The organism is Spirosoma sordidisoli, from assembly GCF_004138325.1.
Classification (GTDB): domain Bacteria; phylum Bacteroidota; class Bacteroidia; order Cytophagales; family Spirosomataceae; genus Spirosoma; species Spirosoma sordidisoli.
In genome coordinates this window covers 374934-391415 of sequence record NZ_SBLB01000003.1, presented here as the reverse complement: position 1 = coordinate 391415, position 16482 = coordinate 374934, and the positions used below count along the sequence as shown (strand labels likewise).

The 16482-nt window shown below is 54.3% G+C and carries 22 protein-coding genes; 20 read left to right on the top strand and 2 right to left on the bottom strand.

Annotated elements, in window-relative coordinates; translation table 11 throughout:
• Positions 1–18: 18 nt before the first annotated feature.
• The gene (locus tag EQG79_RS13420; protein ID WP_129601787.1) at positions 19–441 is read right to left on the bottom strand and encodes a hypothetical protein; all 423 of its coding nucleotides are present in this window, start codon (positions 439–441) and stop codon (positions 19–21) included.
• A 136-nt stretch (positions 442–577) separates the two neighbouring features.
• Between EQG79_RS13420 and EQG79_RS13415 the strand changes: the two genes are divergently transcribed.
• The 9 genes from EQG79_RS13415 (at position 578) to EQG79_RS30975 (ending at position 4128) form a co-directional block, all read left to right on the top strand.
• Entirely contained in the window at positions 578–1090 is a 513-nt protein-coding gene (locus EQG79_RS13415) for a hypothetical protein (protein ID WP_165358885.1), read from the top strand.
• Entirely contained in the window at positions 1087–1341 is a 255-nt protein-coding gene (locus EQG79_RS13410) for a hypothetical protein (RefSeq protein ID WP_129601783.1), read from the top strand. The genes EQG79_RS13415 and EQG79_RS13410 overlap by 4 nt, the downstream gene beginning before the upstream one ends.
• Before the next feature lie 52 nt (positions 1342–1393).
• Positions 1394–1609, top strand: a complete 216-nt coding sequence (locus EQG79_RS13405; RefSeq protein ID WP_129601781.1) for a hypothetical protein — start codon at positions 1394–1396, stop codon at positions 1607–1609.
• Positions 1606–1743, top strand: coding sequence for a hypothetical protein (locus EQG79_RS30980; protein ID WP_165358884.1), 138 nt, complete (start codon positions 1606–1608; stop codon positions 1741–1743). The genes EQG79_RS13405 and EQG79_RS30980 overlap by 4 nt, the downstream gene beginning before the upstream one ends.
• An 11-nt stretch (positions 1744–1754) precedes the next feature.
• On the top strand, positions 1755–2390 hold the full coding sequence (locus tag EQG79_RS13400; RefSeq protein WP_129601779.1) for a hypothetical protein: 636 nt from the start codon (positions 1755–1757) through the stop codon (positions 2388–2390).
• Between the two features lie 72 nt (positions 2391–2462).
• Positions 2463–2705: a hypothetical protein gene (locus EQG79_RS13395; protein ID WP_129601777.1), complete on the top strand. Its 243-nt coding sequence runs from the start codon at positions 2463–2465 to the stop codon at positions 2703–2705.
• A 46-nt stretch (positions 2706–2751) separates the two neighbouring features.
• Entirely contained in the window at positions 2752–3420 is a 669-nt protein-coding gene (locus EQG79_RS13390; RefSeq protein WP_129601775.1) for a hypothetical protein, read from the top strand.
• Positions 3421–3526: 106 nt separating this feature from the next.
• Positions 3527–3976, top strand: coding sequence for a hypothetical protein (locus EQG79_RS13385; protein ID WP_129601773.1), 450 nt, complete (start codon positions 3527–3529; stop codon positions 3974–3976).
• Positions 3973–4128, top strand: a complete 156-nt coding sequence (locus tag EQG79_RS30975; protein WP_165358883.1) for a hypothetical protein — start codon at positions 3973–3975, stop codon at positions 4126–4128. Before EQG79_RS13385 ends, EQG79_RS30975 begins: the two co-directional genes overlap by 4 nt.
• Positions 4129–4208: 80 nt before the next feature.
• Here the strand turns inward: EQG79_RS30975 and EQG79_RS13380 are convergent, their stop codons facing one another.
• Positions 4209–5465, bottom strand: a complete 1257-nt coding sequence (locus tag EQG79_RS13380; protein WP_129601771.1) for a site-specific integrase — start codon at positions 5463–5465, stop codon at positions 4209–4211.
• Between the two features lie 225 nt (positions 5466–5690).
• Between EQG79_RS13380 and EQG79_RS13375 the strand changes: the two genes are divergently transcribed.
• The 11 genes from EQG79_RS13375 (at position 5691) to EQG79_RS13325 (ending at position 16466) form a co-directional block, all read left to right on the top strand.
• Positions 5691–5939: a 4a-hydroxytetrahydrobiopterin dehydratase gene (locus EQG79_RS13375; RefSeq protein ID WP_077919654.1), complete on the top strand. Its 249-nt coding sequence runs from the start codon at positions 5691–5693 to the stop codon at positions 5937–5939.
• Positions 5940–6000: 61 nt separating this feature from the next.
• Complete coding sequence (gene rsmI / locus EQG79_RS13370) at positions 6001–6729, top strand: 16S rRNA (cytidine(1402)-2'-O)-methyltransferase (protein ID WP_129601769.1); 729 nt, start codon at positions 6001–6003, stop codon at positions 6727–6729.
• Positions 6713–7939, top strand: coding sequence for an Lnb N-terminal periplasmic domain-containing protein (locus EQG79_RS13365; protein WP_129601767.1), 1227 nt, complete (start codon positions 6713–6715; stop codon positions 7937–7939). Before rsmI ends, EQG79_RS13365 begins: the two co-directional genes overlap by 17 nt.
• A gap of 98 nt (positions 7940–8037) precedes the next feature.
• Positions 8038–9324: an acetylxylan esterase gene (locus EQG79_RS13360; protein ID WP_129601765.1), complete on the top strand. Its 1287-nt coding sequence runs from the start codon at positions 8038–8040 to the stop codon at positions 9322–9324.
• A 122-nt stretch (positions 9325–9446) separates the two neighbouring features.
• A complete protein-coding gene (locus EQG79_RS13355) occupies positions 9447–12161 on the top strand; it encodes a DNA gyrase/topoisomerase IV subunit A (RefSeq protein ID WP_077919650.1) in 2715 nt (904 codons plus the stop codon).
• A 23-nt stretch (positions 12162–12184) separates the two neighbouring features.
• Entirely contained in the window at positions 12185–12880 is a 696-nt protein-coding gene (locus EQG79_RS13350; RefSeq protein WP_077919649.1) for a SanA/YdcF family protein, read from the top strand.
• An 88-nt stretch (positions 12881–12968) separates the two neighbouring features.
• Complete coding sequence (locus EQG79_RS13345) at positions 12969–13664, top strand: LytR/AlgR family response regulator transcription factor (RefSeq protein ID WP_077919648.1); 696 nt, start codon at positions 12969–12971, stop codon at positions 13662–13664.
• Positions 13665–13821: 157 nt separating this feature from the next.
• Entirely contained in the window at positions 13822–14379 is a 558-nt protein-coding gene (locus EQG79_RS13340; protein WP_077919647.1) for an RNA polymerase sigma factor, read from the top strand.
• 70 nt (positions 14380–14449) lie between these two features.
• Positions 14450–14677: a hypothetical protein gene (locus tag EQG79_RS13335; RefSeq protein WP_077919646.1), complete on the top strand. Its 228-nt coding sequence runs from the start codon at positions 14450–14452 to the stop codon at positions 14675–14677.
• Between the two features lie 104 nt (positions 14678–14781).
• Positions 14782–15909 carry a histidinol-phosphate transaminase gene (hisC, locus tag EQG79_RS13330; protein WP_129601763.1) on the top strand — a complete coding sequence of 376 codons (1128 nt, stop codon included), beginning with the start codon at positions 14782–14784 and terminating at the stop codon, positions 15907–15909.
• Between the two features lie 26 nt (positions 15910–15935).
• On the top strand, positions 15936–16466 hold the full coding sequence (locus EQG79_RS13325) for a hypothetical protein (protein WP_077919644.1): 531 nt from the start codon (positions 15936–15938) through the stop codon (positions 16464–16466).
• Positions 16467–16482 lie beyond the last annotated feature (16 nt).

The following is a 16482-nucleotide window of genomic DNA, read 5'->3' as shown; positions in this document are numbered from 1 at the left end:
TTCTGTCCACGCTCAATGCTATTCCGGATCGGAAATCATGGAGACGGTCAGTAAGCCAGCGGCCACACTGAAAAGGACTGAGTACAACACTATCCATGTGTCATAACTATCCTGCATCGTCCAGATGCGGTGCACCATATAGAACAGGTTGAATAAAAGTCCCCATACACCGACGCCGGATAGTAACGGCCCATAGGTAAAGCCGGACAAGGCATACGTAAACGCCATCTCAGATGCGCGGACGTAGTAACGCCACAAGAGCCGGTAAAAAAGCACCGCTGTAGCGAAAGCCAGCAACGTGTTATACGCAGCCACATATAGAAAACCAGCCACTAAAACCTCAAAGAATATAAAATCAATCACCCAGAAAGCCAGAACCAACAACAAAAGAGAAGCAGCGGATTGGAAAACAATCTTAGCGACGGAGGCAAGGTCATGCATTGCAGGATACGGTTGATAGCAGGAACCAAAAATCACCCAGCGGCCAGCCTATACCCATAGAATTTACTATACGGTCATAAAAAAGCCCCGACAACTGCGTGAGACCAGTCGCCGAGGCAAAACAGCATAAAATACTATGCTAAACAAACCTACCCAGAAACCAGCAGGTTTCCAACCCCCAAAAGCGAACACCACCGCTTTTGAGCCATCGGCATCCATGCCGAACACCCCAGCCGGCAACGCGCTGCTCAAACTGTTCCTTCTGGCGTCCGAGTCCGACGACTTTGGCTCAATCTCCAAACAGGAACGCCTTGAGCTATCAAAGCTAATCCGGAAAACCGCGTTGGCCGATTCGGCGCACCGGACGGAGCTGGACCGCACATCAAAGGCAACGCCACAGAGCGTCCCGCTTCGACGGCCCGGCCATGAAATACGCTATACCATGCGTGAATACCTGGAAATGGTAGGCAAGCACGATTGGTTAGACAAAGTCAAAGAACTCGGCAAGATCGCCACAGGCAGAACCAAAGTTGCCGGCGACTATAAACTCATGTACGTAGAAGATGCTACATGGGGCAAACTCGGCCTGTATCCCGAGCCGGTACTTGATGAAATGTATAACCAAATCCTGACCAAACCCAAGCCATGACCCTGTCTATCAATATCTCCGCCTTCCGTGGTAAAAAGCAGTACAGCGAAGCTGAAATGATACTGGCCGCCATGAGCCACTACCGCGACCACCTCATCGACCTGATGAGACAGAACCGCACCAATGCCGACTACATCAATGAACTCTTCGAGCAGCAGCAGCAACTCGGGGAGTCTATTGACAACCTGCACGAAACCGCTCTCGCCCTGCTTAACCAACCAGCAGACCTGTTTGCAGTTCAACACAACTAGTCACATGCCGGAGCATACGTATGCTCCGGCATCAACTTAAATCAACCCTATAATGATCACGACGAGCAAGTTCCACGCAGTAGCGCAACGCTACCCAAACCTCATCCGTCAGGCCATGTTCATCGGCAAGATGACCCACTCCGAAGCCGCATCCGTAGTCTGGGCGGTCAAAAACAAAATCGACTCCCCGATAGCAGCCGATAAGGTCAGGCTCTTCGGCGGTGCCTGTGAACTGATCCAGACCGTAGCCAGATACCGAAACGTATGAGCACACTCCGAAAGCGAAAGTTTACCTGGCTCAACGCCCTGACCGTCTTGATCATCTTAGCCTTCTGCTTAGCATGGCTGTTTCTGATCGGCGGTCAGTTTATGATTCACGTCTACCCATTTCTTCACCAGTAACCCCTACAGTCATGCGTACCATCGAAGTATCGGTATTTACCGTCAATGAGTTGAGCGAAGAGGCTAGAGAGCAAGCTCACATGGACTATATCAAAGACGGCGACAACTACGGTTGGCATAGTGAAAACAAAGAGTCCCTCGAAGCCTTTGCCAAACTCTTTCCCATTAAGATCAAACACTGGGAGTACGACGAAAATGGGGGAGAGGTACGATACGGGTTCCATGATGAATGGCACCACGATGTTGACGATGTGGCCCACCTGTCCGGTCCACGACTCGCCGCCTGGCTCTGGAATAACCTGCGCGGCGACATCTACAAAGGCCGCTGGTATTCCAAATCGTTCAACCGTAAGACCAACACCCTGACGCCGGGCGTTGGCCGCGTAGAACGCCGGTCGCGCATCACCTTGGAAACGGGGGGCGTCCTGACGGGCTATTGCATCGACGATTCCCTGCTTGAACCCATCTATGCCTACATGAAGAAGCCCGACCCGTCTGTCACATTGGAAGACCTGCTTGACACCTGCTTTGAGGAGTGGGCGAAAGACTGCGCTGCCGACCTTGAACATGCCAACAGTATGGAAGCCTTTATCGAAGCCTGCGAAGCCAATAACTACGAGTTTGAGGCCGATGGCACCATGATTTAATCCGTCAACCGCTACGGCCGGTACCGGCTCCCCGGACGGGCCGGAGCGGGACCGTCTTAATCAACCACCACTATGTTTAGTCAAATCTTTTTCTTTCAGGGCGAAAAAGCCCAGGTGCTTATCAACATCCGCAATGCCATCGGCAACGCCAAACTGCTGCCCATTCTCATCGAAACCTTCGATGTGCATGACGAGTACGAAACGTCCGACACGCTCGGTAACGGCACCGAAGACGACATATACCATGTGGGCAAGTACTACATGGCATATAACGAGGGCCGTCAATACATCTCGCTCACCAGAAAAGACAACTAGTATAACCCAAACCTGCCGGGGCATAGGTCAACCGGCGTCAACTATCATGTCTGCATACACAGGTGACGTTAACAGTATCATCAACCAAGACATCAAAAGTAAATTCGTTGGCCGTGAAGTATTCTGCAATGTGAATACAATGGTTGACTACATCCTCAAAAAGAGCCACGAAGATGGCGACGCGCCCTTCTCTTACGACGACATCGAAAACTTGATCGGTCCCGAGACGGTAGCCGATAATCAATTTCGCTATACCATTGATCTTGATGAGCGCGGTGAGTTCAAGGCGCACTTCGACCGCATTAACGAGGACGGCGAGGACGGCGATACCATCCTTGAGATAACCAACGAAGAGGCTGCTTTCCTCTCTGACGAGGGCGTTGACATTCGGGATGGCGAAGCCGTAGCCGAGTATTATTTCGACCTCAAGGGTGAGGTGTTCGGCATTAAAAGCTGGGGCAGCATCACCATCCTGGACGCGACCGACGAGGTCAACATGGAGGCCGGCGAAGAGTACGAGGTTTACGAGTGGTGGGCCGTCTCCGGCTGGCTGTATCGCAAGCTAAAAGCTGCCGGCTATCCCGTCCTTGATGGCGGCAGTGTCTACCTGTGGGGCCGCACGACAACGGGCCAGGCTATCTTGCTCGACTCGGCAATCAGTCAGATTTGTATTGAGATGGGTATTCTGGAAGGCCAGTCAAACCAGTGGACATAGTCAACCTATGGCAACTCGCAAACGCTACCACCTGACCGCGCTATCTCCCTCACCGGGGAACAGAAACCAAACCGACAACTGTTCCCCGGTGGTCAGCCGACACCCTATGCAAGCAACCGATACCGACCCCCTGCTGCTGCTGCTTGCCAGTAGACAGCTCAAGCTCAAGGTTCTGGGAGAGAACCTGCGCTACCCGACCCTGCTCAATAACGTGGTCAACGGCTATAAGAAGCCCGACAAATACAAGAAGTACATCCTCGACGGCCAGACGCGCCACACGCTGCTGGCCTTTCTTGCTGGCATCGTCGCCGAGTTCCGCGCTCTGGGCAAACCCAGCGATACGGTAGCCTACGCCGATGAGCTGCGCCACTTTCTGGACCGGCCCGAGATGTCGGTCAAGACCCTGCTGCATGACCAGCTGAGCCCCTACGAATGGGGGCAGTGGCAGACCTACCAGTATAACGACCGCCCGGCACCACCCTACGAGGTAGTGTGCAAAGTGCATACCATCCTGGATAAGTTCGTTCAATCACTCGAAACAATTACCAAACCATGAAATCAATAACCTACTACGAAGGACTGGACGACGAACAGCGAAAGGCCATGATCGCGGAAGCAACAACCAAGGGTGGTGGCTACCCTGGCTGGCGTCCGTACTGCGCCAAGTGTAGCACCATGCGACGAATGGACGAAGAAAGCTATGGCTAGTGCTGCTCCAACTGTGGTAACATGATAGGGTGGGACTTGACGAGGGTGCAGGAGTCGCCATTAAACCACCAACCATACTCTCATCTACCCCGAAAGGCTGCAAACACCTCGTCCATCGCGGCATCAATGTCCTGCTGGCGCAGGTCGTCCAGATAGTTCTCCGTCTGGGCGAAACGGGTATGGCCCAGTGCCCCCGCAATCTTGCGCTTATCAGCAACCGTCTCGTCGGCCAGCCGGGCGAACGTATGCCGGGCGACGTGCGTAGTCAGATGCACCGTGAAGCCACACGCTTTGGCGATGTCCTTCAAGTCCTTGTTCACCCTGGCACTGGCCGACTCCACCGCTTTGTTGAGAAACTTACGATGCTCATTGGCCGACCATGTCGGATCGGCCGTGAAGCGCACCAGCGGCAGCAGAAATGGATAGCCCGGCGTATGCCTGGCCCGGTAGGATTGCAGCAGGGTAGTGGCCTCGGCGTGGAGCCGGATGGTACGCACCGCCCCGGTCTTCTGCTCAACAAAGCCGACCACCGCCCGACCCTCGCCATCGACGTGGCTGATGTTCGACGCCTGCAGCTGCAGCACGTCGCTGATCCTGGCCCCGTAGAGATAGTACTGCAAGAGAAAACAGTCGCGGCTCACCGCCAGCCGGTCGGGCAGGGACGCATCCCGTAAGACATCCAGCTGCGCCCTGGTGAGCCGGGGCTTTCGGGTTCTTACCTCGGCTACCTTACTGTCCGGACATGGCCAGACGCTGATGACACCCCGGCGATGCGCTGAATGTAACAGGGTCTTGATGAAGTCGAACCGCTTGGCGATGGTGTTGGGGCTGTTGCCGCGCTCACTCACCTCCCAGCGTCGCCAGCCCGTCACGAAGCTGTCGTCTACCTCATCCAGCGGGATGTCCTGCCGGTTGATGCTGGCCAGGTACAGACCGATAACCGTCAGGTGCCCGTCGTATTTCTCGGCGGTGCGCAGCTGGCGGCCGTCGCGCCGGGCGTCGGTGTACTGCTTGCCCCAGGCCAGTAGACCCGGCACAGTAACAGGCTTGGGCTCTTCGATGGGGTCGCTGCCCACCGCCTGCCGCGCTGTGATGCCTGGAGTGGTACGGATCAGGTTCTCGGCGGTGCGCCGGGCCACGTCCAGCCGCTCGTTGATGAGCCGGTAGTCGGGATGCGTCGCCCGGACGCAGTGTTGCTTTTCGTTCCAGTGTTTGGGGTTGATGCGGTCGAGTACCCGAAAGGCTTTCTCGCCCGGCAGGATGACGCGCAGCATGATCGGCACGGTGCCATCTTTATAGGTCTTGTTGGGATGCTGCAGGATTTTAACGGAAGGCATGGTATAACCGGGTTATAATTTTTACGCTCACGATGGGGCTTATCCTTACCCCATACAAAGGAATCTAATGCGCTGACGTACTTATGGGGTAGGACTGGAAAACCAGATGGGTTCTCTCTAGTCTCTTCCTCTCTGCAAAAGCCCCAGCCTCAGGTTGGGGCTTTTTTATTTCCTTTTGCGCCAAATTCGGCTCACTTTTGCCTAAATCAACCCTGCTCAATGCGTATGTGGACCGAAGCCGATAACCAACTCACCCGCGACTTTACGTTTGCTGACTTCTCCGAAGCCTTCGCGTTCATGACCCGCGTAGCGCTGCTGGCCGAAACAATGAATCACCATCCCTGGTGGTCGAACGTCTATAATCAGGTCACGATCCGGCTGTCGACCCACGATGCGGGGAACACGGTTACCGACAAAGACCACAAACTGGCCGCGGCTATCGATGCCCTGCTTCATGAACGGGTGAGTGGGTAAGGGCGGGAGCCCCCTGCCGGTATTACCTGCCATTCACTCTTCAGCGCGTTCGCTTCTGACCATGAAACTCTACCTTGTACCAACCCCGATCGGCAATCTGGACGACATTACCCTGCGGGGCATCAAAGTCCTGCAGCAAGTCGATGCCATTCTGGCCGAAGATACGCGCACATCGGGGGTGCTGCTCCGGCATCTGGGCATCAGCAAGCCGCTGCACAGCTACCATATTTTTAACGAACACCAGACCGTACAGCGACTCGTCAACCAGCTTAAGGAAGGCAAGACCTTCGCCCTGGTATCGGATGCGGGTACACCCGGAATTTCGGACCCTGGCTTTTTATTGGTCCGCGCCTGTATCCAGCACGATATTCCGGTCGAATGCCTGCCGGGCCCCACGGCCTTCATACCGGCCCTGGTCAACTCCGGTCTGCCCAACGACCGGTTTACCTTCGAGGGGTTTCTGCCGCACAAAAAAGGAAGACAGACGCGCCTGGCCGAACTGGCCGGTGAGGAGCGCACTATGGTCTTTTATGAATCGCCCCACCGGCTGCTGAAAACCCTGGGGCAGTTTGCTGAGGTGTTCGGACCTGATCGGCCCGCCAGCGTGTCGCGCGAACTGACCAAGCTGTTCGAAGAAAACCGACGCGGGCCGTTGTCCGAACTAATTGCGTATTTTGCCGAAAAAACGGTAAAAGGTGAACTCGTTATTTGCGTACAGGGTCAAACAGGTAAGAAAGAAAAAAAGGGAGCAGGCCGCCGAGAACCCGACAACGATGAAGAAGACGAATAAGTGGAGCTGGCTGCTCACGACCGTGGTCCTGACCGGACTATGGGTGCTGAACGGGCTGGGGCCGATCGAAGCCCGCGGTCAGACGCTGACACCTGCCGCCCGGATTAGTCTGATAACGGTGTCGCCCGGTTCGGAGTTGTATTCCAGCTTTGGCCATACCGCTATTCGGGTCTATGATCCGGGGGTGGGGCAGGAGCGTATCTTCGGCTGGGGAACCTTCGATTTCCGGACCGATAACTTTTACGTCAAGTTTTTGCGGGGCACGCTGCCGTATACCATCTCGGTAACCGACATCTATGCCATGATGTACGAGTACCAGATCGAACACCGCACCCTGCGCGAACAGGTACTGAATCTGTCTGCCGCACAGCGTCAGCAGCTGTTCAATCTGCTGATGGAAAACTATCAGCCCGAAAATCGTACCTACCAGTACAAGTTCTATTATGACAACTGCGCCACCCGCCCCCGCGACAAAATCGCTCAGGTCTGTGGGGATAGTCTGACGGTGCCCACCCGCACCCGATCGACCGGTAAATCGTACCGCGACTGGATGAATGACTACCTGGGCGAGAAACCCTGGGCGCAGCTGGGGATGAACCTGGCCCTGGGAACCCCCGCCGACGTAATCACCACGGGCTGGCAGGCCATGTATCTGCCCGACCAGGTGCATGATCAGCTGGCCCGGTCCACCGTCCGCCAGGCCAATGGTCAGGTTGTGCCGTTGGTGGCATCCGACACCACCTTGTACCAGGCGCCGAATACGGTAAAAAAGGAAGTCCCGTTCATCTTCGACCCGAATGTTGTCTTTGCTTTCCTGACCATCGGACTGACGTTCTTTACCATTCGTCGCTACCAGCGGGGGCGGGTCGATCGCTGGCTCGACAGGCTGTTGTTCGGTACGGCCGGGGTGCTGGGCTGGTTTTTGTTTTTGCTCTGGGTCGGCACTGACCACGGCGTTACGGCCTGGAATCCGACCTTGCTGTGGCTGATGCCGCTTCATATGCCACTCATCTACTGGGCTACCGGGCCGGGTACCACAGCCCGCCGGCGATCCGTTTATTTCGGTCTGACCGCTGTGCTGATCCTGGTCGGCATGGTGGTGTCGAAGGTGCCGGGGGGCGTTGATATTCTTTTCCCGATGGCCCTGCTGATTCGCTGCCTGGTCAACCTGCAGCTAAGCCGCCGAAAAGCGTTGATCCCGGTCGTTTAATGTCTTATCCTGAAAAGTAGTCAGGTGGCTCAGTAGGCAGAGCTGCCCGGCTACTTATGCCCCTGAATCCTTCTCCCACGAATAGCTGTCATGCGCTTATGAAACGTTGTTTACTGCTGCTTGTATTGATCTCCACCAAACTGGTGGCGCAACCCGCCGAACGCCTGGTCAAGCTGGTCGTTACCCCTGACCATACCGACTGGCTCTATAAGACCGGCGAACCCGTTCGGTTTACCATTACCGCCTACCGGGAAAACGAACCGCTGAAAGGCACCAAAATGCGCTATGAGGTCGGCCCCGAAAAAATGCCGCCGACCCAGACCGAAACCATTACCCTGACTGATAAACCGGTAGTCGTAACCGGCGGAACTATGAAAACGGCTGGCTTCCTGCGGTGCGTGGCCACGGTAGAGATCGACGGTAAGGAATACCGCGGCATGGCGACGGCTGGTTTTGAGCCGCTCACCATCAAGCCTACCGTAGCTAACCCCGCCGACTTCCAGGCGTTCTGGGAAAAAGCAAAGGCCGATCTGGCCAGGATTCCCGTCGATGCGCGTATGACGCTCCTGCCCGAACGCTGCACCGAACGAACAAACGTATACCACCTGAGTCTGCAAAACATAAACAACTCCCGCTTTTACGGCATTCTGTGCGTTCCCAAAAAAGAAGGGAAGTACCCGGCCATTCTGCGGGTACCGGGGGCGGGCGTGCGGCCCTACGGCGGTATGATTGCCGAAGCCGAAAAAGGGTTTATTACCCTGGAGGTCGGCATCCACGGAGTGCCGGTTACCATGGATCCTGCGGTGTATGACAACCTCAGCCGGGGGGCGCTCAACGGGTACCAGGCCGCCAACCTCGACGATCCGGATCGGTACTATTACAAGCGGGTCTACCTGGGCTGCGTACGGGCCGTCGACTTCCTGGCGGCCATGCCCCAATACGACGGGCAGAACCTGGGCATTACCGGCGGGAGCCAGGGGGGCGCGCTATCGATCATTACGGCTGGACTCGACAGCCGGGTCAGGTGGCTGGCGGCTTATTACCCCGCGCTATGCGACGTAACGGGGTACCTGAACGGCCGGGCTGGGGGGTGGCCCCATCTGTTTGCCGGCGACAATCTGGCCTTCAATAATAAACCCGACCGGATCAAAACCACCGGCTACTACGATGTCGTCAACTTCGCGCGGCTGGTAAAGGTGCCAGGCTATTATTCGTGGGGCTACAACGACGAAACCTGCCCGCCAACCTCCATGTACGCGGCCTATAACGTTATTCCGGGCGCCAAACAGCTGGAGCTCTACCGCGATACCGGCCACTGGACCTACCCCGAACAAACCGAAAAAGCAACCACCTGGCTGCTGACGCAGCTGACTACGGGCCGGTAGACAAAAACCGCCTAAAACGCACGTATATCCCGTTTTTTTTGTATCTTTAAGAGACCAAACACCAGTGAAGATCGGTTGGTCAGCCCGCCTTTTTATCCACTGAAACAGTAGTGTAGCAATTCATGATGAACGAAGAAAATCAGGAACCGATGGAGGAATTCCGGCTGCCCGCCAGTGACAGCCAACCGGACGGAAGCGTACCGCTGGCCGACGACACCGACCCTGATGACCAGCCAACCAACACACCGGAAGAAGTTCTGCATGACCAGACGGTCGTATCAGGACTGTATGAAAACTATTTCCTGGATTATGCCTCGTATGTTATTCTGGAGCGGGCTGTCCCCGCAGTAGAAGATGGGCTGAAGCCCGTACAGCGACGTATCCTGCACGCCCTGAAAGAAATGGACGACGGGCGTTTCAACAAGGTCGCCAACGTCATCGGGCAGACGATGCAGTTCCACCCCCACGGCGATGCGTCGATTGGCGAAGCGCTGGTCAATATCGGTCAGAAAGAGCTCCTGTTCGATACGCAGGGCAGCTGGGGAGACGTGCGCACGGGCGATGGCGCGGCCGCCCCCCGTTATATCGAAGTCCGCTTGTCGAAGTTTGCGCTCGATGCCATCTATAACGATAAAACGACCGAGTGGCAGCTTAGCTACGATGGTCGTAAGAAAGAGCCGGTAACGCTGCCTGTCAAGTTCCCGCTGCTGCTGGCGCAGGGCGTGGAAGGAATTGCGGTCGGCCTCTCAACCAAGATTCTGCCCCACAATTTCAACGAGCTGATCGACGCTTCGATTCAGATCCTGAAAGATAAACCCGTATCGCTGTTCCCCGACTTTCAGACGGGTGGACTCATCGACGTCAGCAACTACAACGATGGCCACCGGGGCGGTAAAGTGCGCGTACGGGCCCGGATCGAAGAGGTCGATAAAAAGACACTCGCCATTCGGGATGTGCCATTCGGGGTCACCACCTCGCAGCTCATCGAGTCGATCGTCAAGGCGGCCGAACTCGGCAAGATACGCATCAAAGCCCCCAGCCGGAACGTGGCGGCTGTCATCGACAATACCGCCCGCGACGTTGAAATTCTGGTGCATCTGCAACCCGGGGTTTCGCCCGACGTGACCATCGATGCGCTATACGCCTTCACCGACTGCGAGGTCAGCATCTCGCCCAACGCCTGTGTCATCATTGGCGATAAACCCCATTTTGTCAGCGTAACGGATATTCTGCGGGTCAATACCCACCAGACGGTACAGCTGCTGCAGCGGGAGCTGGAGATCCGGCGGGGTGAACTTATGGAGCGGTTGCTGTACAGCTCGCTGGAGAAGATATTCATCGAGAACCGCATCTACCGCAAAATCGAGGAGTGCGAGACGTTCGAGGCTGTACTGTCAACGATCGATAAGGCGCTCAAACCATTTAAGAAACAGTTCTACCGCGAGATCACCGAAGATGACCTGATCCGGCTGACGGAGATAAAGATCAAGCGGATTTCGAAGTATGACGGTTTCAAGGCCGACGAACTGATGCGCCGGCTGGAGCAGGAACTGGAAGAAACCAACGATAACCTGGCCAATATCACCCGCTATGCCGTTGCCTATTACAAGGAACTGCAGAAGAAGTACGGCAAAGGACGCGAGCGCAAAACCGAAATCCGGGCTTTCAACACCATTGCGGCCAGCGTCGTAGCCGCTGCTAACCAGAAACTGTACGTAGACCGTGAAGGCGGGTTTATCGGGTACGGGCTGAAGAAAGACGAATACGTCAGCGACTGTTCCGATATCGACGATATCATTGTGTTCAGGCGGGATGGCAAATGCGTTGTTACCAAAATTCAGGAGAAGGTCTTTGTTGGCAAGGATATTGTTTACGTGTCGGTGTTTAAAAAAGCCGACGAGCGGAAGATCTACAACATGGTTTATCTGGACAGTAAATCGGGTATTTCGATGGCCAAACGGTTTCCGGTTACGGGCGTCACCCGCGATCGGGAGTACGACCTGACCATGGGTAACCCAAAGTCGAAGATAACCTATTTCAGTGCCAACGATAACGGGGAAGCCGAAGTGATTACGGTTAACCTGACGGCCCAGAGCTCAGCGAAGATCAAGCAGTTTGATTATAACTTCGCAACGGTCGGCATCAAGAACCGCTCGGCACAAGGAAATATCCTGACCAAATATCCGGTTCGAAAAATCGTTCAGAAGACAGCGGGTACGTCGACGCTTGGCGGAGTCGATATCTGGTATGACGAGCATCTGGGCCGGCTCAACCGCGACGAGCGGGGTAGGCTGCTGGGTAATTTTGACGCCAAGGATAGTATTCTGGTCGTGTATAAAGATGGCCAGTATGAACTGACCAGCTTTGACCTGACCAACCGGTACGAACCGAACGATATTGCCGTGCTGATGAAGTTTGATCCGGATATGGTGTTGTCGGCCATCTACTACGAAGCCAACCAGAAGTCCTGGTACGTAAAACGATTCAAGGTAGAGACCACCTCCCTGGACAAAAAATTTAGCTTTATCGGCGATACAAAAGGCTCTAAAAACCTGGCAGTCACGGCTGATCGGTATCCTCGAATCGAGATTGTGCATCAGGTCAAAGACCGGGGCCCGCTGGAGAAGATGGTACTGGAGCCGGAAGGCTTTATCGAGGTCCGTGGCTGGAAGGCGTTGGGCAACAAACTGCCTTTTGCCCGAGTTAAGGAAGTAAAGCTCCTGCCTCCCAAAGTAGTCAGTGAATTGCCGAAAAAAGAGCAGCCCGAGGCTTCCGGTACGCAGGTCAGTACGGAAGCTGAAGATAAAGAATCAGTGCAGTTAGGGCTGTTTTCATAGTCCTGGCGCAGAACCTGTAACTTATGGACTCTACCTTGGCCAGCGATTACACGAACCAGTCTCCCCGTGAAGCGGTTGGCGTACGCGTGGTCAAGGGAGTCATAAAATTCAGTATCGCCGTTGCGTTCGTTGGCGCAACGGTAGTGCTGATTTGTAACTGGTGGGTCGTTCAGAACACCCGAAACCAGATTTACTTCAATCTTCAGGAGTTGCCCGCCAATGACGTAGGGCTGGTACTGGGGACCAGTAAATTTGTTCGAACCGGCAAAGAGAATCTGTTTTTCCGGTATCGAATGGAAGCAACTGCCAGACTCTGGAAAGAAGGCAAGGTAAAATACCTCATACTGAGCGGAAATAACGATTCCGAATACTACAACGAGCCTGCTGATATGCAACGGGCGCTGATCAGGCTGGGTGTACCAGGTTCGGTCATGACGCTGGACTATGCCGGTTACCGGACGTTCGATTCGGTCGTGCGGTGCAAGGATGTATTCAATCAGGAAAAAATCACGATCATCTCCCAGAACTTTCACAACGCCCGGGCGCTGTTTATCGGTAACCATGAAGGTATAGAAGCGATTGCCTTTGCGGCTCAGGATGTGCCTGATGGGTACTCGCTAAAAACCCTGGTCCGTGAATATCTGGCTCGTCCTTATGCCATACTTGACGTTTTTGTTCTGCGACCACAGCCGGAAAAGGGGAACTGGCCCCGCCGATAGCCGGGATCGTGCATTTTCAAATATATGCTACTTTTCAAATAGTATATTTAGGATTGCCGTACCTTAGCTGCCAATCCCGCCTACCTTTATGCATCTGTACCGAACATTAATCATTGAAGACGATACAGTTGAAAAACAGCTGTTGCAACATCACCTGAGTCAGTTGCCTTACCTGACGCTGATCGGTAGCTTTGACAATCCGTTGAGTGCAGTATCGCTTCTACACCAGGAACAGGTTGATATATTGTTTCTGGATGTCAATTTACCGGGTATAGATGGGCTTTCGTTTTTGTCAACCTTACAACGCCCGCCACGGGTCATACTGACAACGGCTGATCCCGCCCACGCCCTCAAGGCGTTTGAAGTAGGAGTGGTTGATTATCTGGTAAAACCTTACACGTTTGAACGGTTACTACGGGCAGTTAGCCGGGTGCTCGGTGCCAATGATCCTGCTTTTTCGCCAGGTGCAACGCCAACACATATATTCCTGAAAACAGGTCGTGAGTCGGTGCGGGTTGCTGTCGAGGATATCCTGTATATTGAAGCTTTTGGGGCTATCAGTAAAGTGTACACCAAAACATCAGTTCTGGTTGTCAGCGAGCTATTAGCTGATCTTCACCAACAGTTGCCAGCGGGTGCCTTTATCCGGGTACACAAATCCTACATCGTTTCCCGGCAGTCAATAACCCGTATTGGATCCAAACATGTTTCCGTACAGCAACATCAGATTCCGCTGGGAGCTACCTATCGGGAGCAGGTAGAGAAGACCCTTTGGGGTAGATAGGTGTTACTATAGGCAAAGTAGGAAAATCTATTTTATTTGATAAAACGCCCGTTCATTCAGTAAGTTGATCGTTCATTAACTAGGAGTCGTAGTTACCAAAAGCGAGAAATACAGTCGGTTATATTTGTTCAGATGTAACCACCGTAACTCTTAATAGATGCGTCACTTAACCGACCAAGAACTAGTTTCTCTTTATCTGGACACTAACAATGAACGGTACTTTGGGCAGCTTTACACACGCTATCGTCAGTTAGTATATCAGAAATGCCTTTTCTTTACCGGAAATGCGGATGATTCGGAAGATTATGTTCAGGACATTTTCGTTCGCCTAACGATGAAACTCCGAGGCTTCAAGGGCGAATCAAAGTTTACCACCTGGCTGCATACCGTCACGGCTAACTATTGCATCGATCAGCTTCGGAAAAAACAACAGCATCAAACACTCTGGCGCTCCTACATGCGTGAGCAGGAGACGCTTGATGAGCAAAATCCTACGCTCGACGAGTCCTATTTCCATATTTTTGAACGGGTTCTGAACCAGTTGCCTCATCACCAGCGGGAGTTGCTACTGGCTAAATATGAAGACGGTCTGCAGATCAACGAGCTGGCCAGTAAGCAGGATCTGACCTCCAGTGCCATAAAGATGCGCATCAAGCGGGCGCGGGATCGGGCCCGAAGTCTTTATGACCGGATTCGGATGGAGGAGGAGTGCTGACAGTAGAGGATGTATGAGAAAACCAGACTCCTCAGACCCTACACCATTCCATCAGTATAAACAGTTGGCCATGGAAGACCAACTGTTTATCGTTTATCTGGAGGGAACATATCTGCTTGCCGGCCAGAAACAACTGTTTTACGACACGCAACTGTTTAGCCTGTACGATTTCTTCGTGGAAGTATGGTACGAGAAAAACTCGGATCAGATGACTATGGTACGTGCCTTTCAGGAGTTGCACCGGCTCGATCCATTTTTGGTGACGGTCTCCCTGCGGGAACTCCTGCCGGACCGCTGATAAGCCGTCAGACGCGCCGTGTCGCCATGCCCATTGGTGGGGTTGGAACCTATCTTTTTAGCGTAACAATGCACAGTTTGGCAGTCCGTTGCTAACTTGCCGCAATGATTGCTTTAAACCAACTGCTCCGCCCGCATATCCTGTCTCTGACACCCTATTCATCGGCTCGCGATGAGTATACAGGAAGCGTCGGCATTTTTCTGGATGCCAACGAAAACCCCTTTGGGTCGGCATCCGGGTCAGGCAACTACAGTCGTTATCCGGACCCTCACCAGGGGGCCATCAAGCAGCGCCTGGCCGGCATCAAAGGCGTTCGGCCCGGCCAGATTTTTCTGGGAAACGGGTCCGACGAACCCATTGATCTGCTGGTGCGTGCTACCTGCCGGCCAGGTCAGGACTCCATATTGATTATGCCCCCTACCTACGGCATGTACGAAGTGTCGGCGGGTATCAACGACGTGAACGTGATCAAGGTACCGCTCACGCCCGATTTTCAGGTAGACACGGATCGGGTGCTGGCCGCCATTACCGAAAACACCAAGCTGATCTGGCTCTGCTCACCCAATAATCCGTCCGGCAACCGGCTTCAGGACCAGGCTATCCATACCATCCTGGAGGCTGCCGATCAGTCGCTTGTGATCGTCGACGAAGCGTACATCGATTTTTCGGATGCTCCTTCCTGGACCACGCAGCTCGACAGGTATCCTAACCTGGTAGTGTTGCAAACGTTCTCGAAAGCCTGGGGACTGGCTGCCTTGCGACTGGGGATGTGTTTTGCCTCGGAAGAGCTGATTCATGTACTCAACAAGATCAAGCCGCCCTACAATATTTCGGCTCCAACGCAGACACTCGCCCTCGAAGCGCTCGATCACGAGACGGATAAAAACGAGTTCGTACAGCGGATACTCGCCGAACGGACGTGGCTGACGAATGCCCTGCAAACCTTGCCGTCTGTTCGCCTTATTCATCCATCGGACGCCAATTTTCTACTCGTTCAGTTCGACGATGCGCCGGGTACCTTTACCCATCTCATTGACCAGCAGGTCATCGTCCGGGATCGCTCGAAAGTGGTTCTGTGCGAGGGGTGCCTGCGGATTACGGTCGGTACCCGGGCCGAGAATGAGCAACTGATGCATGTGTTACGGCACAAAGACGCCCCGGTGGCTTCCGCTGACCTGCCGCTCGGAACGGGCGAGGAAGCTCAGCGCCCTGAGGCCGTATCGAATGCCTGAATGGTCTGTTTTTACGACTGAATTTCATGAGAAAACTAACTTTCTTCTGCATGCTGGCGCTGAGTATCGGGCTGGCAACCTCGAACCAGGCACTGGCTCAGTACAACAACTGGTCGGTCGGCTTTCGGATTGGTGAACCCTCGGGTCTCAATGTGCGCAAGTACTTCGGCAGTAATCACGCATTTGATCTCAACATCGGGACGTACGGCGGCCTCTATGGCACCCGGCGCAGCTACCGATCCGGCGATTACAAGAGTGTCGGGCTGAGCGTGCAGGGACACTACATCTGGCACAAAGCCCTGACCAGTAGTGAGAGCCTGCGCGGCTACTACGGATTTGGCGGACAGATAAACTCCCGGCGCTACTATCCGCCCCGGTTGAATGGCGAGTACGAAAATGCGCTATCGCTCGGTGGGTCCGGTATTGGCGGGCTGGAGTATTTCCCGGCCGGCAAACCTTACTCGTTTTTCCTAGAAGGGGGCGTTTACGTGGAACTCCTCCAGGCGCCGTTCTTTCTCAACCTGAATACAGGTCTGGGGATACGGTACAATTTTTAATGAAAGGAACTGAATC